This window comes from Microbacterium sp. 4R-513, from assembly GCF_011046485.1.
GTDB lineage: Bacteria > Actinomycetota > Actinomycetes > Actinomycetales > Microbacteriaceae > Microbacterium.
This window is the reverse complement of record NZ_CP049256.1, coordinates 1,607,210-1,626,158: the sequence shown is the minus strand read 5'-3', so window position 1 is coordinate 1,626,158 and position 18,949 is coordinate 1,607,210. Positions and strand designations below refer to the sequence as shown.

Genomic DNA, 18,949 nt, shown 5'->3' with positions numbered 1-18,949 from the left:
CCGACGCGAAAGGCCCCGGGCGACGCGTGAGGTCACCCGGGGCCTCTCCTGTGCCGGAACTAGTGGATGAGAACGGGCAGCGGGATCGCGGCGCGCGAGTCCGCCCATCCCGGTGCGCCCGTGAACGAGACGCGCAGGAGGTGGATGCCCCGTCCGAGCGTCGGCAGCGCGATCTCGAACTTGCCCTTCGCTGCCGCGGCGAGGGGCGCGGTGGCGATGACCTTGCCGCCGTCGGTGACCGTGACGGTGCCCTCGGGGGCGCCGTCGGCGACGACCTTGCCGACCATCTTGACGGCCGTGCCGACCGAGGCGACGAGCTTGTTCGGCGCGGCGATGATCGACGTCTTGACCGGCTCCTTCTCCACGAGGACGGCCACCGATCGTGCGGGCACCGTCACGGCGCCGGTCGCGGCATCCCAGGTCGTCGTCTTCACGACCGCGTCCGAGCCCTTGGCGAGCGCGGGGGTCAGCCCGAAGCTCCGGCCGGCAAGGCCCGGGATCGTCTGCGTCGTCGCGTCGGGCGACGCGTTGAACACGACGAGGGCGCCCTGCAGCTTCGGGTCGACGCTCTTGCCCACGAGGTCGTCGATGAGCATCACGATGACACCGGGCGTGGCGCCCGTCCCGCCGTTCGGGAAGCTCACCTTCTGCTCGATGAGGTCCGCCGATCCCAGGCGCAGGAGGCCGACCTCGTTGCGCACGCGCAGGAGGTCGAGAGCGGATGCCTCGGCCGACCCGATGTCGGACGCCCCGGGCTTGAGCGCCGGGTTGGCCAGCAGGGGCTGGTAGATCGGCCACTGCGCCGAGTTGTCGGCCGCTCGGGGCAGACCCGAGCCGAACGTCGACTCCTGGCCGGTCCAGTCGATGCGGTTGAACCAGTCGCCCGAGTTGTAGCTGTTGCGGTCGAGTGACTTGGAGCGCAGGAGCTCGGTTCCGGCGTGCCAGAACGACGGCGACTGCGAGAGCGTCACAGTGGCGAGCTGCAGCGTGTTCATGCGCACCCGGTCGGCCATCGACGTGTCGACGGGGAGCTTCAGCACCGACAGGTCGTACAGCGTCTGGTTGTCGTGTGCGTCGACGTAGTTGATCGTCTCGTCGGGCTGATCGGCGTATCCGGCGGGAGCGCCGTTGTAGTCCACCTCGGCGCCCGACTTGACGGTGCCGTCCGACGTCGTGAACTCGAAGTCGCGGAGGTTGCCCGCGAGCCCGACCTTCACGAGGTCGGTCTGCTGTCCGAGCGTCCGGCTGTCCGCCGGGACCGGCTGCCCGTTGGGGTCGGTGCCGAGGCCGGTGCCGAAGCCCTGCTCGTACGTCGAGTCGCGGACGGGGCTTCCTCCGTGCACGCCGTCCCGCAGGCGGTCGTTGAAGGTGCCGATGCCCGTCCCGCCCAGCTGGCCCTGCGTGGCCTGCTCGAAGAGGGCGTTGTTCGCGACCTCGCCGAAGTTCCAGCCTTCGCCGTACAGGTAGATCGCCTTGCCGTCCACACCGTCTTTCTTGAGCGTCAGCTCGTCGAGGGCCGCGCGGATGGCGAGCATGTTCTGCTTCGAGTGGTGCCCCATGAGGTCGAAGCGGAAGCCGTCGACCTTGTAGTCGCGGGCCCAGGTCACGATCGAGTCGACCATGAGCTTCTGCGCCACCTCGTGCTCGGTCGCGACGTTCTGGCAGCACGTCGAGGTCTCGACGTTGCCGGCCGCGTTGAGCCGCTGGTAGTACCCGGGCACCACCTGGTCGAGCACGGACTTGTCGTCCTGGCCCGAGGCGGCCGTGTGGTTGAACACCTGGTCGAGCACGACCTGCAGTCCGATGCCGTGCAGCGCACCGACCATCGTGCGGAACTCGCCGACCCGCGCGCCGCCGTCGGGGTTCGTCGCGTACGAGCCCTCCGGCACGGAGTAGTGGTACGGGTCGTAGCCCCAGTTGAAGGCGTCGTTCTCCACGACCTTCTCGACGCACGCCTGCTGCTCGACCGAGTCGGCCGGGAACGACGCGAGGTCGCACGCCGGGGTCGCCTGAGCGGCGCGATCCTCCTCGATCGAGGCGATGTCGAACGACGGCAGGAGGTGCACCGTGTTGATGCCCGCACCGGCGAGCTGCTTCAGCTGATCGGTGCCCGCGCTCTTCTGGGCGAAGGCGAGGTAGGTTCCCCGGAGGTCTTCCGGCACCGTCTCGTCGGTCGCCGAGAAGTCGCGGATGTGCAGCTCGTAGATCGAGTGGTCGACGGGCCGGTCGACGACGGGCGCCGCCGTCTTCTCCCACGCCTTGGGGCGCCACTGCTTGTCGTGGAGATCGACCGCGACCGAGCGCTCCGAGTTCTCGGTGAGCGCCACGGAGTACGGGTCGGTGACGTCGTTCGTCTCGATCGCCTTCGTGGTGGGCGCGTAGACGACGACCTCCCAGAGGTACTCGTCGCCCTTGAGCGACTTGTCCCCCGCGACCGTCCAGGTGCCGGATGCCGCGTCCCACGCCGCTTCATGACGGGTCGCGTCACCGGTGGCACCGGCTTCCCACGTCAGCAGCGTCGCCGTCTGCGCGGTCGGGGCCCAGAGCCGGAACGTCGGCTTCTTTCCCTGGAACGTGACGCCGAGGTCGACGTCTGCCACCGCGTCGGCGTAGAGGTCGTCCAGGACGCCCGGGATCTGCACCCCCGTGAAGGCGGTGAGTCCGCCGTCGGCGTTGCGCTGAGCGACCATGAGCTGGCCCTTCAGCAGCGAGGCCACAGCATCCCGGCCCTGTCCGTCGACGTGCAGTGCCTTGTACGTCGACAGCGCGGGGAAGCGCTCCTTCTGCTCGGCGGTCAGTCCGCCGGCGATCGGGGTAAGGGCGATGGGGTCGTCGCCGCCCGTGACCTCGCGCTCGGGCGAGACGGCGAGCGAGGCATCCGTCGACGCGTACAGCTGCCACGTCGCGCCGGCCGCCGTCGTACCCAGGTCGGCGGGCCACGCGATCGTCTCGGCGTCGATCCAGTGAGCTCGCAGCTCACCCGTGCCGGCCAGCGGCGGGTCGGCGGACTGCACCGTCAGCACATGCGTGGCGAGGTTGTACCGGAACGTCGTCACCTTCCCCTTGGTAGCACTGAACGAGATGTTCCCCCCGTTCAGAGCGCCGCCCGCGCCGTAGTTCTCATCCCACGAGCGGTTGTGGGCGACCTTGACCTCGTACGAGCCGGTCGGCAGGTCGTCGGTCGTGAACTGGAAGACGCCGTCGCGGTTGCGGTCGAACATCATCGTGGCCAGGCAGTCCGGCTGCCAGTCGCCGGGGCAGCCGAGCTCGCTCTGCAGCGTGCCGGGCAGCGTGATCACCGGGCCGTCCACCGTCGACCAGATGTTCTTCGTGCGGTCGTCGAAGAAGAACGAGACGGGACCTGCGGCCTTGTGGTCGAGCACGATGTTGGAGCCGTTGAGCGCAGCGCCCTCGCCGTAGTTCTCGGACCACGACTTGTCGATCGCGATCTTGTATTCGAACGTGCCGGCCGGGACGTTCGCGAGCTCGAGCGACCAGATGTCACCCTGCCGCTTCGTCATCTGCACGGCGCTGCAGTCGGGCTGCCAGTCACCGGGGCAGCCGACCTCGTCGTTGAAGCTGCCGGGGACGCTGACCGCCGAATAGGGCGGAACAGGGCCCTCCTGGGGCTCCGGCTCGCTGGGCTCCTCCGGCTCCTCCGGCTCGGCGGCGAGGTTCACGCGGTTGCCGACGGAGGCGAAGGTGGAGTCCGCCGAGCGGTGGCCCGCGGCATCCGTCGACACGGCGCGGTACTCGACGAGGGTTCCGGTCGCCAGGCTGTCCACGTCGTGGAAGACGCCGGGCGTGGTGTCCTCGGCGGTCCCGAGAGCGTGCCAGTCGTCGGATCCGACGACGCGCCACGCGAAGCTCGTCTCACGCCACGAGTCGTCGGCATCGGCCGAGACGGCGGCCGAGCCCGTCACAGCGGCACCCGCCGCAGGGACGTCGACGGTGACCGGCTGCGCCGCCGCGGGCGCCGTCACGGGCTTGTCGGCCTTGAAGACGCGGGTCGAGAGGGCCGGGACGGTGACGGATGCCTCGGCCGACGCATCCGTCGACACCGCCGAGCCGCCGCCGTAGATCGGCGTGAGCGTCGCACCGGCGGTGAGGGTCTTGAGCGAGACCGTCTGGTCCGAGGTCGCGTTGTTGGTCGCCACGAGGTACTCGACCTTGTCGTCGCGGTCGACGCGCGAGAAGGCGTAGACGCCCGCGGTGTCGGCGGCGTAGCGCTCGATCTGCGCACCGTCGACCAGGGCGGGGTTGGCGTCCCGCAGCGCGGACAGCTCGGCGATGTGCTCGTAGACCGGGGCCGTCGAGTCATAGCGGTCCTGCGAGCCGACGTTCTCGCCGGTGACGAGCGGCTGGTTCACGTACTCGGGCACCTGCGACCCGAAGAGCGACTGGCGGGCGGCGCGGTCGCCGCCGTTGCCGGCGAAGCCCTGCTCGTCGCCGTAGTACACGACCGGCTGGCCACGGCTCAGGAAGAGCAGATCGTGGGCGAGCTGGTCGCGCTGGAGCTGGTTGCTCTTCCCGTTGAGGAAGTAGCCGATGCGCCCCATGTCGTGGTTGCCCAGGAACGTGGGGAGCGCCGTCGCCGACGAGTCGGCTGTCGTGTAGTGGTCGTCTCCGGCGAAGAGGTTGCGCAGCGTCGCGGCCGAAGCCCCGCCGGCGTAGGAGCTCGCCGCGGACTGGAAGGTGAAGTCGAGCACCGAGTTCATGTCGGTCTTGCGGACGTACGGGGCGAGCTTCGTCGGGTCGGCGTCGTAGACCTCGCCGAACATGAAGAAGTCGTCCTTGCCCTTCGAGTGCGCGTAGTCGAGCACCTGCGCGGACCACTTCTGCCAGAACTCGAAGTTGACGTGCTTGGCGGTGTCGATCCGGAAGCCGTCGATGCCGAGGTCGATCCACGAGTCGTAGACGTCGACGAAGCCGTCGACGACGGCCGGCTGCTCGGTCATGAGGTCATCGAGGCCCACGAAGTCGCCGTAGGTCGTCGACTCGCCCGCGAAGGTCGAGTTGCCGCGGTTGTGGTACAGCGTCACGTCGTTCAGCCAGGCCGGGACCTTGACGTCCTTCTCCGCGTCGGACACGACCGGCGTGTAGGGGAACGAGACCTCGGGATCGAGCGGCGGGAAGGTGTCGCCCTTCGCGAGCTGCGCGATGTCGATCTTGTTGCCGTTCGCGTCGGAGTACGGCGACGCGTCGAGACCGACGTAGCTGTCGGAGCCTTCGGCGTACGAGATCACGTCGGCCGTGTGGTTCGTGATGATGTCGAAGTAGACCTTGATGTCCTTGGCGTGCGCCTCGGCGATGAAGTCCTGCAGCTCGGCGTTCGTCCCGAGGTGCGGGTCGATCTGCGTGAAGTCGGTGATCCAGTAGCCGTGGTAGCCGGCCGACGCGTCGGCACCGACGCCCTGCACGGGCTTGTTCTTGAAGCTCGGCGTGAGCCAGATGGCGCTCGTGCCCAGGCCCGCGATGTAGTCGAGCTTCGAGCGCAGCCCGGCGATGTCGCCGCCGTTGTAGAAGCCCGTGCTCGTGGGGTCGAATCCCGTCGTCAGACGGTCTCCGGTGAGGCCGCCGTCGTCGTTCGAGGTATCGCCGTTGGCGAAGCGATCGGTCATGACGAAGTAGAACTGCTCGCCGTCGCCCGCCTGGCGGACCGGCGGGGCCACGAGAGCGTCGTCGTCCGCGCTGTAGCCGGCACGGAGCGACTCGACCTCGATGCCGATCCGGTGCGACACGTCGTCGTACGTGAAGCGCAGCTTCGAGGGACCGTCGACCGTGAGCGGGATGTTGCCGCCGCCGCGCGCGCCGTCGACGCCGTAGTTCTCGTCCCACGAGTCGTTGACGGCGACCTTGTACTCGTACGTCCCCTTCGGCACGTTGAACTCGGCGGAGAACAGGTTCTCGTCGGCCGTCGGCGCGAGCTCGGTCGCCGGGCACTCGGGCTTCCAGTCTTCGGGACACCCGAGCTCGCTCTGGAGGCTCCCGACGAGCGCGAACGTGCGGTCGGCGGCCGCCGCGGGAGCGGCGAGGAAGGTCACGCTGCCGGCCAGCACGAGGGCTGCGGCGGTGAGGGATGCGAGCACGCGACGACTGCGTGCGGAGGTCGGCTTCGACACTGAGGGAGCTCCCAAGGGTGAGAGGGCACGGCGACGTGCCCGCCTGCGGTCCTTGCGACGCTATCGGCGATCTCTCAGGAATGCAAGCGCTTGCAGGATGAGAAGCGGCTCACATTCGGCTCGCCAGGTGCGACGGTCCTTGCAGACCGGAAGCGCTTGCAGCTCCGGGCAGGCTCAGAGCCGTTCGATGATGGTCGCGTTCGCCATGCCGCCGCCCTCGCACATGGTCTGCAGGCCGTAACGACCGCCGGTCGCCTCGAGGTGCGCGAGCAGTGTGCCCAGAAGGCGGGTGCCGGAGGCGCCGACGGCGTGCCCCAGCGCGATGGCGCCGCCCCACGGGTTGAGCTTCGCGGGGTCCGCGCCGGTCTCGCGGAGCCATGCGAGGGGCACCGACGCGAACGCCTCATTGACCTCGTAGGCGTCGAGGTCGTCGATCGTCAGCCCGCTCCGTTCGAGAATCCGCCGGGTCGCCGGGATCGGCCCCGTCAGCATCAGGAGCGGGTCGTCGCCGACGACGGCGAAGGAGTGGAAGCGCGCGCGAGGCGTGAGGCCGAGCTCCATCGCCTTCTCCTCCGACATGATGAGGACTCCGGATGCCGCGTCCGTGAGCGGCGACGAGTTGCCGGCCGTGATCTTCCACTCGAGGTCGGGGAAGCGCGCCGCGAGCTCGTCGGTGCGGAACGCGGGCGAGAGGCCCGCGAGCCCCTCGGCGGTCGTGCCGGCGCGGACGGTCTCGTCCTCGCGGAGCATCGTTCCCTCGTCGACGGCCACCGGCAGCACCTGGCCGTCGAAGCCACCGTGGGCCCAGGCATCCGTCGCCCGCTGGTGACTCTCGGCCGAGAAGGCGTCGAGCTCTTCGCGGCTGAAGCCCCACTTCTGCGCGATCAGCTCGGCCGAGACCCCCTGGTTGACGAGACCTTGCGGGTAGCGCCTGCGCAGGCCCGGCGCGAGCGAGCCGCCCTGCCCGGAGCTGCCGAGCGGGACGCGGCTCATCGACTCGACGCCGCCCGCGATCACGATGTCGTACGCGCCGGCGAGGACACCTTGAGCTGCGAAGTGCGCTGCCTGCTGGCTCGAGCCGCACTGCCGGTCGATCGTCGTGGCCGGCACGCGCTCGTCGAATCCGGCGGCGAGCACCGCCTGCCGCGCGATGTTCATGGCCTGGTCGCCGATCTGGCTGACGCATCCGAGGATGACGTCGTCGACCGCCGTCGGCTCCAACCCGTTGCGCGAGGTGAGCGACGACAGGACATGGGCTGCCAGGTCGACGGGATGCTGCGCCGAGAGGCCTCCCCCGGGCTTGCCCTTGCCGGAGGGGGTGCGGACGGCGTCGACGATGACGGCGGTGCGGGTCATGCATCCATCATCCCCCCGGTGACGTGCTGAGGCTCTGGTGTGCGGTCGCTGAGGCTCTGGTGTGCGGGGGCGCGCGGTGGGAGGCTGGCGCCGGGCCTTCAGAATGAGTCCGGCTCCGCACTCGACCGGCTCCGCACTCGAGAGGACGGGACATGGCCGTCGACACCTATTTGCAGCTCCCCGGCATCCCCGGCGACTCCGTCGAGCGCGACCATCGGGACTGGATCCCGGTGACCGGTGTGACCTGGGGCGTCGAGCAGGCAGGCGGCATCGGCGCCGGCGCTGGAGGCGGCGCCGGTCGCGCGGGCCGCACGACGCAGCATCCCCTCATCGTCTCCGCCCCCACGTCGATCGCATCGCCCCTCCTGTTCGAGGCTGTCGCGAAGGGCGCGCACCTTGCCACCGCGCGACTCGAGGTCGTCCGCGCGAACGAGGGTCGCGGCACCGTCATCATGCGGTGGGAGTTCGAGGACGTCCGCGTCACGCGGCTCGACATCGCCGGCGCCTCCGTGGGCTACGACGACGCCTTCGAGCTCGTCGCGAAGCGGGTGCGACTGTCGGTGCTGACGGTGGACGAGCGCGGCGGAGCGGGACAGCCCGTCACCCGCGGGTGGGATTTCGCGACGCACCAGGCCTGGTGACGCGGCGTAGGCCGCTCCGCGGAGCTCAGGCCTGCGTGCGCCCGTCCGCCGTGGCATAGGTGCTGCGCTGCTCGATGACGGCGAGGGTGCACCGCGAGATGCACACGAGCTTGCCGGCCTCGTCGACGATCCGGATCTCCCAGACCTGACTGCGCCGGCCGAGGGCGGCGGGCGTCGCGGTCGCGGTCACCCAGCCCGTGAAGACCGGGCGGATGTGGTTGGCATTGATCTCCTGGCCGACGACGTGGAACCGCTCGCGGTCGACCGTGAGGAACCCCGCCCAGGACGCGATCGTCTCGGCGAGGGCGACGGATGCCCCGCCGTGCAGCACCCCCGCCGGCTGCACCGTGCGGCGGTCGACGGGCATGCGCGCGACGAGGGCGTCGTCGCGCACCTCGACCATCTCGATCCCGAGGGTCTCGATGAGCGTCTCGCCCGCCATCGCGTTCAGGTCCGCGGCGGAGGGCTCGGTGTGCCAGATGCTCATGCCGGCGCTTCTTCGGGGCGCTCGGCGGCCTCCGCCTGCGCGGCATCCGGCACATAGCCCTCGATGTGCCGCTCGTCGTGACCGTTGTAGGCGGAGAGCGGTCGGATCAGGGCGTTGGAGGCGGCCTGCTCGATCGTGTGCGCCGTCCAGCCGACGACGCGTGCTGCGACGAAGAGCGGGGTGAAGGTGAGGGTGTCGAAGCCCATCAGGTGGTAAGCCGGCCCCGACGGGTAGTCGAGGTTCGGGTAGATGCCCTTCCGGCCGACGAACTCCGACTCGAGCCCTTCGTAGAGCGCCGCCAGGTCCTTCGCGTCGTAGTGCTCCACGAGCGTGTCGAGCGCCGCCTTCATCGTGGGAACCCGCGAGTCGCCCTTCTTGTAGACGCGGTGCCCGAAGCCCATGATCTTGCGCTTCTCGGCGAGCGCCTGGTCGAGCCAGGGCCCGACGTTCTCGGCCGACCCGATCTCGTCGAAGATGTGCATGACGGCCTCGTTGGCCCCGCCGTGGAGCGGTCCCTTGAGGGCTCCGATCGCCCCGACGACCGCGGAGTACAGGTCGGCCATCGTGCTCGTGATGACCCGGGCCGTGAACGTCGACGCGTTGAACGAGTGCTCCGCGTACAGGATCATCGACACGTTGAACGCCGCGGCGACCGTCGTGTCGGGCTCCTCGCCGAACGCCATCCAGAGGAAGTTGTGCGAATAGTCGAGGTCGTCGCGGGGCTCGATGAGCTCCTGACCCCGGCGGCGGCGCTGGTCGTAGGCGACCATCGCGGGGAGCTTGGAGAAGAGCCGCTCGGCCTTCTCGAGGTCCGACAGCTGCGAGTTGTCGAAGGCGGCGGGATCGGACGCCCCGTACACCGAGACCGCCGTGCGCACGACGTCCATCGGGTGGGCCTCGAGCGGGAGCAGGTCGATCGTCTGCTTGATGTTGTCGTCGAGCGCACGGTTGGCGCGCTCGCGCGCGCGGAACGACTCGAGCTGCTCGTCGGTGGGCAGCTCGCCGTACCAGAGGAGGTAGGCGACGGCCTCGACCGGCTGCGTCGCGGCGAGCTCCTGCACGGGGTAGCCCCGATAGAGGAGTGAGTTCGTCTCGGGATTGACCTTCGACACCGCCGTGTAGTCGACGGTGACCCCGGCGAGGCCCTTCTTGATGTCGGTGTCGGTCATTTCTCTCCTTCGAGGCTTTTCATGTCCCGAAGTTGGCCGCTTGCGAAGCGCTGAAGCGGCCAACTTCGGGACATGCGTGAAAGGTAGGCGATCAGCGGCTGATCTGGAAGTTGAAGACGTCCTGGTCGAAGTGGTTGTACGCCTCGTAGTCGATGAGGTCGTACAGATCGGCGCGATGCTGCATCTCACCGAGCTTGGAGGTGAGGTGCCCCTCGTCGGTGAGCGTGTCGAGGGCTCGGGATGCCGCGCCCATCGCGATGCGCAGCAGCGACACCGGCCAGATCACGATGTTGACCCCGACGCCTCGCAGCTGCTCGACCGAGAAGAGGTCGCTCTTCCCGAACTCGGTGATGTTGGCGAGGATCGGCACGTCGATCGCCCGGCGGACCGCTTCGAACTCCTCGAGGGAGCGCATCGCCTCGGGGAAGATCGCGTCGGCCCCGGCATCCACGAGCGCCTTCGCGCGGTCGATCGCGGCATCCATCCCCTCCACCGCCCGGATGTCGGTGCGGGCCATGATCAGGAAGTTCGGGTCGCGGCGGGCGTCGGCGGCCGCCCGGATGCGCTTGACCGCGGTGTCCGCGTCGACGACGGCCTTGCCGTCGAGGTGGCCGCAGCGCTTCGGGTTGATCTGGTCCTCGATGTGCGCCCCGGCGACGCCGGCGTCCTCGAGGGTCTGGATCGTGCGGGCGACGTTCATCGGCTCGCCGAAGCCGGTGTCGGCGTCGATGATCGCCGGGAGGTCGGTCATCCGCGCGATCTGCTGCCCGCGGCCGGCGACCTCGGTGAGGGTCGTGAGGCCGATGTCGGGAAGTCCGAGGTCGGCCGACAGGACGGCCCCCGAGATGTAGACGCCCTCGAAGCCCTTCTGCTCGATGAGCCGCGCCGAGAGCGGGTTGAAGGCGCCGGGGAAGCGCAGCAGCTCTCCCGACGCGAGCCGCTCGCGGAACAGGCGTCGCTTCTCGGCCGCCGGCACCGTGGAGTACAGCATCAGAAGAGGCCCTTCGGGGCCGGGGCGCCGGCCAGGACGCCGAGCTCGGCGACGATCGTGAGCTGCTGCACCTCCTGCGCGGTCAGCTCGGGCAGGCGCTGGGCGAGTCCGAGGAAGCGCTCGATCTCGTCCGCCGAGAGCACCGGCTCAGCCAGCAGCCGGAACTTGCGGATGTAGTCCTCGCGCGCGAACGGCCGAGCCCCGAGCGGGTGCGCGTCGGCGACCGCGATCTCCTCGACGATCTCGCCGCCGTCGGCGAAGGTGATGACCACACGTCCACCGAAGGCCTTCTCGTTCGGATCCTCGGAGTGGTAGCGGCGCGTCCACTCCTCGTCCTCCGCCGTCGTGATCTTGTTCCACAGGGCGACCGTGTCGGCACGCCCCGCGCGCTCGGGGGTGTACGAGTCGACGTGGTGCCAGCCGCCGTCCTGCAGGGCGACGGCGAAGATGTACGGGATCGAGTGGTCGAGCGTCTCGCGGGATGCCGTCGGGTCGTACTTCTGCGGGTCGTTCGCGCCCGAGCCGATGACGTAGTGCGTGTGGTGGCTGGTGTGCAGCACGATCGACGCGACGTTGTCGGGCGAGAACGCGTCCGGGTGCTCATGATGGAGCTTCCGTGCGAGGTCGATCCACGCCTGCGCCTGGTATTCGGCCGAGTGCTCCTTCGTGTAGGAGTCGAGGATGCCGCGCTTCGCCTCGCCGGCCGCGGGCAGCGGCACCTGGTACGAGGCATCCGGCCCGTCGAGCAGCCACGCGATGACGCCGTCCTCGCCTTCGTAGATCGGCGACGGCGATGTCTCGCCGCGCATCGCCCGGTCCACGGCCTCGATCGCCATCTTCCCCGCGAACGCGGGGGCATATGCCTTCCACGTCGAGATCTCGCCCTTGCGCGACTGGCGGGTGGCCGTGGTCGTGTGCAGCGCCTGCCCGACGGCCTGGTAGATCGTCTCGGCCGGGAGGCCGAGGAGGGTCCCGATGCCCGCCGCGGCCGACGGTCCGAGGTGCGCGACGTGGTCGATCTTGTGCTTGTGCAGGCAGATGGCGCGCACGAGGTCGATCTGGATCTCGTAGCCCGTCGCAAGGCCGCGCACGAGCGCCGCTCCGTCGGAGCCGACGTGCTGCGCGACCGCGAGGATCGGCGGGATGTTGTCGCCCGGGTGCGAGTAGTCGGCCGCGAGGAAGGTGTCGTGGTAGTCGAGCTCGCGCACGGCGACGCCGTTCGCCCACGCGGCCCACTCGGGCGACGTCCGGCGCTCGAGGGCGCAGCCGAAGACCGTCGCGCCGTCGCCCCCGATCGAGACGGCGTGGTCGAGTGCCTGCTGGCGGGCTGCGCTGACGGGCGCGCGGGTGAGGGATGCCGCGGCCACCGCCGCGTTGTCGATCACCCGGTTGATGATCATGTCGACGACCTCGTCGTCGACCTCGACCGGATCGGCCGCGGCTTCGGCGATCTTCCACGCGAGCTGCTCCTCGCGCGGCAGCGGCTCTTCGCTGCGGTAGACGCGGACGTGGTGCGAGACGGTCATGCTGCTCCCTGTTGGTGATGGCCGGCAGCCCCGATCGACTCGAGGATGCTGACAAGTGCATTGTGCAGGTGGATGTGGGTCGCGTGGGCCGCGAGGTCGGCGTCGCGGGCCGCGATCGCCGAGGCGATGAGCCGGTGCTCGGCGACGGATGCCGCGAGCCGGCCCGGATTGTCGCGCGCGAGCCGGCGCACCCTGACGAGGTGCGTCCGCACGGTGCGCAGCGCCGCGTGCAGATAGTCGTTCTCGACGGCGGCGTCGAGCGCCCCATCGAAACGCTCGATGAGGGCGTAGTAGTCGTCGGTCGCGGCCGGCCCGTCGACGGATGCCGCGGCGAACTCGTCGGCGAGGCGGGCGAAGGTCGAGGCATCCCCTCGCACGGCCGCAAGCCGGGCGGCGGTCTCTTCGAGCGCGCGGCGGACTTCGAACAGCTCGCGGATGTCGCCCGCGTCGACGTCGCTCACGACCGTCACGCGCGGCGACTGCTGCACGACCAGCCCATCGGCGGCGAGGCGGCCGAGCGCCTCGCGCAGCGGCGTGCGGCTCACGCCGAGGCGGGCGGCCTGCTCCACCTCGCCGAGGACCGATCCCGGTGCGAGTCGACCCGACTGGATCTCGTCGAGGAGGGTGCGATACGCACGGTCGCTGGCGCGCATGTGTCTACCTCCTCGTTTCGGGTCGACGCTATTGTATACATAGACCGGCTTTTGAGTGCACTGGTCGCCAATTGTCGGATGGTTGGTATACAAGCAGCCCGATGAGGCGTCGTTTCGGCCCCCAACCCGTCAGCATCAGCCCCTACAGCACATCGCCTTCCCCAGCGCAATGGCCCGTCGCCGACGGCATCGCCGTGTTGACTCATCTCAGGTCCTCGCCGGCGCCTACCCGAACATCCGATCCGGCGCGGGCCAGTCGACCTGTCGCTTGGGGAGCGCATGGGGCGCCCCTTTGGGGAAAGGGAAAGATGATGAAGTTCTTGGGGAGAGCGCTCGCGTGCGCCGCAGTCGCGGCCGCGATGCTCACGACGCCGCTCGTCGCCGCACCGGCGATGGCTGCACAAGGCGGAGCGGCCGCAGCCGCGGCCGATGGGAAAGTGGTGGTGTGCAAGTACGTCACGACGCCCGGGGTCGGCGAAGTGCTGCAGACGGGCGAGAACCCGATCGAGGTGAGCGTCGAGGCGCTGGGCGCCGGTTTCGCGGGGACCTTCCCGTACGTCTTCTCGGACGCGCAGGTGAATTCCGTCGCCATCGGATTCGTCGGCGAGGGACTCGACATCACAGACTGCCCCGGGTTCCAGCCGCCGCAGCCGCAGAGCGAGCCGCTCTACGAGACCCGTGATTCGTCCTTCTGCACCGAACCGCTCGACGGCACACGCACGCTGCTCGTAGAGGAGCGCTCGGGGACGCGCACCTACGCCTGGGACGGCGACTCATGGGAGCCTCAGGACACCTGGGGCGAGTGGACCGAGAAGTCCCGGACGACCGTGCCGGATGCGGCGTGCGCCGCAGACGTCGTGGCGATACCGGCGCTGTTCGGTGCCGCGCCTCAGCCGCCGACCTGTGACACCGCCGGTGCGCTGCCCGCGCTCGTGACCCTCCAGAACGTGACTCTGAGCTGGGATCGGCCTTTCGACGGTCCCGGAACCTACACCGTCACCGCGACGGTCGCCGAGGGCTACATGTTCCCCGACGGCTCGACCGTTAGGACACGGGAGTTCACCGTCGCGGGCGCCCTCGGGTATCAGAGCGATGATCCGGAGGCCCCGTGCTTCCGCGAGGACGAGTCGCCGGTGCCTGTCGTGCTCACCCCGCCGAGCACGCCGCCGACCACGACCACGACGACCACGACGAGCGCGACGGTGAGCCAGCCCGCGGCGGGCACCACGGCCGATTCGGCCCTCGCAGTCACCGGGAGCACCGGGGTGACGCCCCTGCTGCCGATCGCCGGCGCGGTGGCGCTCCTCCTCGGCATCGGAGCGGCCGCCTTCGCGTCGATTCGCCGCCGCGCCTGACGATGATCAGGGCGGGCTCGCCCCCGCCCTGATCCGGCGCGACAGCCCGACGTCAGGATTCCGTGAGGAAACTTCAAAATTTTGTGAAATGCGCGTAGCGTCCGGCGCATGACATCAGCAACGACCCCCGTCATCCGCACCGCGGGCCTCGTCAAGCGCTACGGCGGGGTCGCCGCCCTCGACGGCCTCGACCTCGAGGTCGAGCAGGGACAGATCCACGGCTTCCTCGGCCCGAACGGCGCGGGGAAGTCCACGACGATCCGGATCCTCCTCGGGCTCGCGAGAGCGAGTGCGGGCGAGGCATCCGTCTTCGGACTCCACCCGTGGAACGACGCCGTCGCGATCCACCGCCGCGTCGCCTACATCCCCGGCGACGTCAGCGTCTGGCCCAACCTGAGCGGTGGCGAGGCGATCGACCTGCTCTCGCGACTGCGTGGCGCCAAGAAGAACCCCGCCTACCGTGCCGAGAAGGAGCGCCTCATGGAGGCCTTCCAGTTCGATCCGCGCAAGAAGGGCCGCGCGTACTCGAAGGGAAACCGGCAGAAGGTGGCGCTCATCGCCGCGTTCGCCGTGCCCGCCCAGCTGTACGTCTTCGACGAGCCGACGAGCGGACTCGATCCCCTCATGGAGGTCATGTTCCGCCGTGAGGTCGCGCGCGTGAAGGAGGCGGGCGCCACGGTGCTCCTGTCGAGCCACATCCTCTCGGAGGTCGAGCGGCTCTGCGACGGGGTGTCGATCATCCGCGCGGGGAAGATCGTCGAGACGGGCACCCTGGCGGATCTTCGTCACCTCACGCGCACCGAGGTCTCGTTCGAGGGGACGGATGCCGCGATCGCGGCGTCGATCGGGGCGGCTCACGACGCTCTGGCCGAAGACGGGCGCGTGAGCTTCACGGTCGACAGCGACCAGGTTGCGGGGGTCCTGCCTGAGCTCGCCCGCCTGAACGTGGCGGGCCTCCGTGTCGAGCCGCCCTCGCTCGAGGAGCTGTTCCTTCGCCACTACGGCGACGACCTCGCCGCACTCGAAGGCGCCGCACGATGAATCGGCTGCTCCCTCTGCTCGCCCAACGGCTGAGGCGCGACTGGCTGCAGCTGACGCTCTGGATCCTCGGCACCGTGGCCCTCGCCTTCGCCGGCCTCGGCGGGGTGACCCAGTCGTACGGGACCGAACAGGACCGCCTCGGCATCTTGGCGGCCGTCATGGCGAACCCGGTGATCCTGCTGTTCCGCGGGCTCCCGTCCGGCCCGGAGACGAATGCGTTCGTCGTCTTCCTGCTCTTTCCCTGGCTCGCGATCCTCGCCGCGTTCATGAGCGCGTTCCTGGCGGTGCGCCACACCCGCGGCGATGAGGAGGCCGGACGACTCGAACTCGTCGTCGCGACCCCCGCCGGCCGTTGGATCCCGACGATCGCGACCCTCATCCACGGGACGCTCGCGAACGTCGTGCTCGGCATCCTGGTCGCCCTGTCCTTCCTGGCGGGAGGAGCGCCCGCCGAGGGGTCCTGGCTTGTCGGCACCGCGACCGCCGCCGTGGGGCTCGTCTTCCTCGGGCTCGGGATGCTGTCATCCCAGCTCATGCGGACGTCGCGGGGCGCCAACTCCCTCACCGTGTGGATCCTGCTCATCACCTTCGTGCTCGCCGGCATCGGCAATGCGCTCGGGACGCCGAGCGACGATCTCACGCGCATCGACAGCTCGTGGCTCACCTGGACTTCGCCCTTCGGCTGGGCCGAGAACACGCGCGCGTACGACGAGAACCTGTGGTGGCCGGTGCTCCTGTGCGTCGGCGCGTTCGTCGTCCTCGCCGCGGGCGCCCTCGCGCTCCAGGCCGTGCGGGACCTCGGTGAGAGCATCGTCGCCGAACGTCTCGGGCGCGCTTCGGCACGGCCGGGGCTCTCGTCGACGACCGCACTCGTGACTCGCCTGTCGGCGCCGTCGACCATCGGCTGGATGGTCGGCGCGCTGCTCACCGGCGCCCTGTCCACGTCGCTCGGCGGCGTGGTCGACCAGCTCGGCGGCGAGAATCCGGCGATCGCCGATGTGCTGAAGTCGCTGTCGTCCGAGGGCGACCTCCTCCAGGCCGTGGTCGTCGTCTTCTTCACGATGGTCGGGCTCCTCGCGGCCTGCGCAGCCGTGCAGACGGTGGCCCGTGCCCGCCAGGAGGAGGCGCACGGCACGGCCGAGCCCGTGCTCGCGACCCCGGTGCAGCGGGTGCGGTGGCTGGCGGACTTCCTCGGGATCGGGTTCGCCGCGATCGTCCTGACGTGCGCGGCCGGGTTCGGCGGGGCGGCGCTGGGCGCCGCAGGGGTGGACGACGCTAACGACCTCCTCCGCTCCGCCGCCATCGCCGCGGCCGGCCAGATCGTCGCTGCGACGGTGTTCCTCGCGCTCACGGCGCTCATCTTCACGATCGCGCCACGCCTCACGATCCCGCTCGGCTGGACCCTCGTCGTCGTCGCCATCGTGGTCGGGCTCTTCGGACCCCTGCTGGGATTCTCGGACTGGCTGACGAACCTCTCGCCGTTCTCGGTCGCCCCGCAGGTCGACGGCGATACGGTCGACGTGCGGGGGCTGTGGTGGCTCCTGCTGACGATCGTGGTCGGGGGCGGGGCATCCGTCGCCCTCATGCGGCGGCGCGAGCTCGCACCGGCCGGATAGGCGAAGACGGGGAGACGATGGCGACCGAGCATCCCGGGGCGGAGGCCGCCGAGCAGGCCGCGGCCATGCTCACCGCGGCAGGCATGGCGCGCATGCCCGCCCGCGTGCTCATGGCGCTCGTCGGATCGCCCGACGAGGGGTACACCGCGGCAGAGCTCGCCGACCGGCTCGGGGTCTCGGCCGCCGCCGTCTCGGGTGCCGTCCGCTACCTCACGTCGATGCGGCTCATCCACCGCATCGCCCGGCCCGGCGACCGGCGCGATCGGTACGACCTCACGGGCGACGCGTGGCACGGAATGATCACGTCGAACGCGCCCCTCTACTCCAGCCTGGCCGGCCTGATGGACCAGATCGCCGACGAGAACGCGGGCGCACCGGCATCCGTCGAGCGCGCCCGGGATGTCGCCGATTTCATGCGGTACCTGGCGGCACGGATGCCGGAGCTCGTCGACGAATGGCAGGCGCAGCGCTCGCGCGGCGACCGGTAGCCTTGCCCGAGTGACTCCGGACGATCGCTACATCGTGGCCACCGACGGCGCCTGCAAGGGCAATCCCGGGCCCGCCGGCTGGGCATGGGTGGCCGAGGACGGCAATTGGGCGGCAGGATCGATCCCCGTCGGCACGAACAACATCGGCGAGCTGCTCGGGCTGATCAAGGCGATCGAAGACCACCGCGACGTGCGGAACCTCGTCGTGCAGGCGGACTCGAAGTACGCGATCGACACGTACGAGAAGTGGATGGACGGGCACAAGCGCCGCGGGTGGAAGACCTCCACCGGCGCCCCGACCAAGAACCGGGAGCTGCTCGAGCAGCTCATGGCCGCGCGCGACGAGCGGCGGGCCGCCGGTATGCCGGATGTCGTGCTCGAGCACGTGCGCGGGCACTCGGGTCACGTGCTGAACGCGTGGGCCGACGAGCGCGCGGTGCGCGCGTCGGAGCACGCGGCGAAGGGCATCGAGTCGGCGTGGTCGTCCCTCGGCTCGCACCCGAAGCTCGACGTCTCGGCGGCTCCCAAGAACGGGCGGTGATAGGGCCCGGCGTGACCGAGCCTTCGCCGAACTGCGCCGAGATCGCACGAATGACGGGGGCGGATGCCGCGGGACGGTGATCCTTGCCATCTCGATCAATCCCGGCGAGCCGCCTCGGCGGTCGGTGAGAGTTCTAGCCTGGAGGGGTGGCAGAGGAGCCCGATCCGCTGCATGTCGAACTGCGTGGGCTGCAGCGGCGCGCGTACGGGCCGGATGCCGACATCGACTCGGATCCGGCCGCCCTGGCACGCCTTCAGGAGCTCGAGCGGGCCTTCGCACCGCGCATCGTGCACCCGGCTCGGGCACCGGATGACCTAGTCGAGGTCGGCGGCTCGGCCGCCGTGGCGCAGTCCGCCACGGAGCCGCCCCAGCCGACACCCACGCCGAAGCCGCCTGTACGGCGGCGCGCCCCGTTCGTCGGGCTCGCCGTCGCCGCGGCTGTCGCGGCGCTCGCAGCCTTCGCGCCGACCGTGCTTGCGCCCCTGTCCGCCGCCGACCGCGCGGCGCAGCCCGGGAGCGGCGAGCCGTCCCCGGCCGGCGCCGTGTCTCTCTCGCGCGGCGAGGTCTACCGGCTCTACCTCGAGGGGAAGCGCAACGAGGTGCTCAACCTTCCGGGCGTGGAAGGCGTGGCGGCGCGGATGGTGCGCGAGGAGCTGCGGCTGTACGGACGTCTGTATGGCCGCCTCGTCGGTGCCGGACCGACCCTCGACGGCAGGCTGTGCATGCTCGTCGAGAACGAGCCGAGCGCGACGGCGGTGTGCCTGCGAGGGCCTGGGCCGGCGCCGGCGACCGTCATCTTCCCCGCCCCGCAGTTCGACGCGCTGTCACCGACGGGGTCGACCCTGGTCGAATACACCCTCGGAACGGACGGCCAGGTCGTCGCGCGCCCGACCACCGATTCGGCCGACGGACGCGTCCCGGTGCCGGTGCGCACGTCGATCCCCGCCCCCGGCACGCAGTAGG

14 protein-coding genes are annotated in these 18,949 nt (G+C 70.2%); 7 read left to right on the top strand and 7 right to left on the bottom strand.

The features are described from left to right. Positions 1-59: 59 nt before the first annotated feature. Positions 60-6,122 carry a pullulanase-type alpha-1,6-glucosidase gene (gene pulA, locus G5T42_RS07075; RefSeq protein WP_165127172.1) on the bottom strand — a complete coding sequence of 2,021 codons (6,063 nt, stop codon included), beginning with the start codon at positions 6,120-6,122 and terminating at the stop codon, positions 60-62. A 174-nt stretch (positions 6,123-6,296) separates the two neighbouring features. Further along, on the bottom strand, positions 6,297-7,478 hold the full coding sequence (locus G5T42_RS07070) for a thiolase family protein (RefSeq protein WP_165127170.1): 1,182 nt from the start codon (positions 7,476-7,478) through the stop codon (positions 6,297-6,299). 152 nt (positions 7,479-7,630) lie between these two features. Between G5T42_RS07070 and G5T42_RS07065 the strand changes: the two genes are divergently transcribed. Continuing rightward, positions 7,631-8,119 carry a type VI secretion system tube protein Hcp gene (locus G5T42_RS07065; protein WP_165127168.1) on the top strand — a complete coding sequence of 163 codons (489 nt, stop codon included), beginning with the start codon at positions 7,631-7,633 and terminating at the stop codon, positions 8,117-8,119. A 25-nt stretch (positions 8,120-8,144) separates the two neighbouring features. Here the strand turns inward: G5T42_RS07065 and G5T42_RS07060 are convergent, their stop codons facing one another. The 5 genes from G5T42_RS07060 to G5T42_RS07040 all read right to left on the bottom strand — a co-directional run bounded on the left by G5T42_RS07060 (position 8,145) and on the right by G5T42_RS07040 (position 12,945). Continuing rightward, entirely contained in the window at positions 8,145-8,606 is a 462-nt protein-coding gene (locus G5T42_RS07060) for a hotdog fold thioesterase (protein WP_165127166.1), read from the bottom strand. Continuing rightward, positions 8,603-9,775: a bifunctional 2-methylcitrate synthase/citrate synthase gene (locus G5T42_RS07055; RefSeq protein ID WP_165127164.1), complete on the bottom strand. Its 1,173-nt coding sequence runs from the start codon at positions 9,773-9,775 to the stop codon at positions 8,603-8,605. The genes G5T42_RS07060 and G5T42_RS07055 overlap by 4 nt, the downstream gene beginning before the upstream one ends. A 91-nt stretch (positions 9,776-9,866) precedes the next feature. Then, the gene (gene prpB, locus G5T42_RS07050; RefSeq protein ID WP_165127162.1) at positions 9,867-10,766 is read right to left on the bottom strand and encodes a methylisocitrate lyase; all 900 of its coding nucleotides are present in this window, start codon (positions 10,764-10,766) and stop codon (positions 9,867-9,869) included. Next, a complete protein-coding gene (locus G5T42_RS07045; RefSeq protein WP_165127160.1) occupies positions 10,766-12,292 on the bottom strand; it encodes an MmgE/PrpD family protein in 1,527 nt (508 codons plus the stop codon). Before G5T42_RS07045 ends, prpB begins: the two co-directional genes overlap by 1 nt. Next, the gene (locus G5T42_RS07040) at positions 12,289-12,945 is read right to left on the bottom strand and encodes a GntR family transcriptional regulator (RefSeq protein ID WP_165127158.1); all 657 of its coding nucleotides are present in this window, start codon (positions 12,943-12,945) and stop codon (positions 12,289-12,291) included. Before G5T42_RS07040 ends, G5T42_RS07045 begins: the two co-directional genes overlap by 4 nt. A 311-nt stretch (positions 12,946-13,256) precedes the next feature. On the opposite strand from G5T42_RS07040, the gene G5T42_RS07035 reads away from it, so the two are divergent. The 6 genes from G5T42_RS07035 (at position 13,257) to G5T42_RS07010 (ending at position 18,948) form a co-directional block, all read left to right on the top strand. Beyond that, a complete protein-coding gene (locus tag G5T42_RS07035; RefSeq protein WP_165127156.1) occupies positions 13,257-14,300 on the top strand; it encodes a hypothetical protein in 1,044 nt (347 codons plus the stop codon). A 108-nt stretch (positions 14,301-14,408) separates the two neighbouring features. After that, positions 14,409-15,341, top strand: coding sequence for an ABC transporter ATP-binding protein (locus G5T42_RS07030; RefSeq protein WP_165127154.1), 933 nt, complete (start codon positions 14,409-14,411; stop codon positions 15,339-15,341). Then, positions 15,338-16,957, top strand: coding sequence for a polyketide antibiotic transporter (locus G5T42_RS07025; protein ID WP_165127152.1), 1,620 nt, complete (start codon positions 15,338-15,340; stop codon positions 16,955-16,957). Before G5T42_RS07030 ends, G5T42_RS07025 begins: the two co-directional genes overlap by 4 nt. A gap of 17 nt (positions 16,958-16,974) precedes the next feature. After that, positions 16,975-17,445 carry a helix-turn-helix domain-containing protein gene (locus G5T42_RS07020; protein ID WP_165127150.1) on the top strand — a complete coding sequence of 157 codons (471 nt, stop codon included), beginning with the start codon at positions 16,975-16,977 and terminating at the stop codon, positions 17,443-17,445. A 10-nt stretch (positions 17,446-17,455) separates the two neighbouring features. Then, positions 17,456-17,986, top strand: a complete 531-nt coding sequence (locus G5T42_RS07015) for a ribonuclease HI (protein WP_241245996.1) — start codon at positions 17,456-17,458, stop codon at positions 17,984-17,986. 146 nt (positions 17,987-18,132) lie between these two features. After that, positions 18,133-18,948, top strand: a complete 816-nt coding sequence (locus tag G5T42_RS07010; protein ID WP_165123763.1) for a hypothetical protein — start codon at positions 18,133-18,135, stop codon at positions 18,946-18,948. Position 18,949: the final 1 nt, after the last annotated feature.

Coding starts and splice junctions, on each gene's coding strand:
- G5T42_RS07020 (WP_165127150.1), top strand. CDS start 16,975: ATGGCGACCGAGCATCCCGGGGCGGAGGCCGCCGAGCAGGCCGCGGCC.
- G5T42_RS07065 (WP_165127168.1), top strand. CDS start 7,631: ATGGCCGTCGACACCTATTTGCAGCTCCCCGGCATCCCCGGCGACTCC.
- prpB (WP_165127162.1), bottom strand. CDS start 10,766: ATGCTGTACTCCACGGTGCCGGCGGCCGAGAAGCGACGCCTGTTCCGC.
- G5T42_RS07055 (WP_165127164.1), bottom strand. CDS start 9,775: ATGACCGACACCGACATCAAGAAGGGCCTCGCCGGGGTCACCGTCGAC.
- G5T42_RS07035 (WP_165127156.1), top strand. CDS start 13,257: ATGAAGTTCTTGGGGAGAGCGCTCGCGTGCGCCGCAGTCGCGGCCGCG.
- G5T42_RS07040 (WP_165127158.1), bottom strand. CDS start 12,945: ATGCGCGCCAGCGACCGTGCGTATCGCACCCTCCTCGACGAGATCCAG.
- G5T42_RS07030 (WP_165127154.1), top strand. CDS start 14,409: ATGACATCAGCAACGACCCCCGTCATCCGCACCGCGGGCCTCGTCAAG.
- G5T42_RS07070 (WP_165127170.1), bottom strand. CDS start 7,478: ATGACCCGCACCGCCGTCATCGTCGACGCCGTCCGCACCCCCTCCGGC.
- G5T42_RS07045 (WP_165127160.1), bottom strand. CDS start 12,292: ATGACCGTCTCGCACCACGTCCGCGTCTACCGCAGCGAAGAGCCGCTG.
- G5T42_RS07060 (WP_165127166.1), bottom strand. CDS start 8,606: ATGAGCATCTGGCACACCGAGCCCTCCGCCGCGGACCTGAACGCGATG.
- G5T42_RS07025 (WP_165127152.1), top strand. CDS start 15,338: ATGAATCGGCTGCTCCCTCTGCTCGCCCAACGGCTGAGGCGCGACTGG.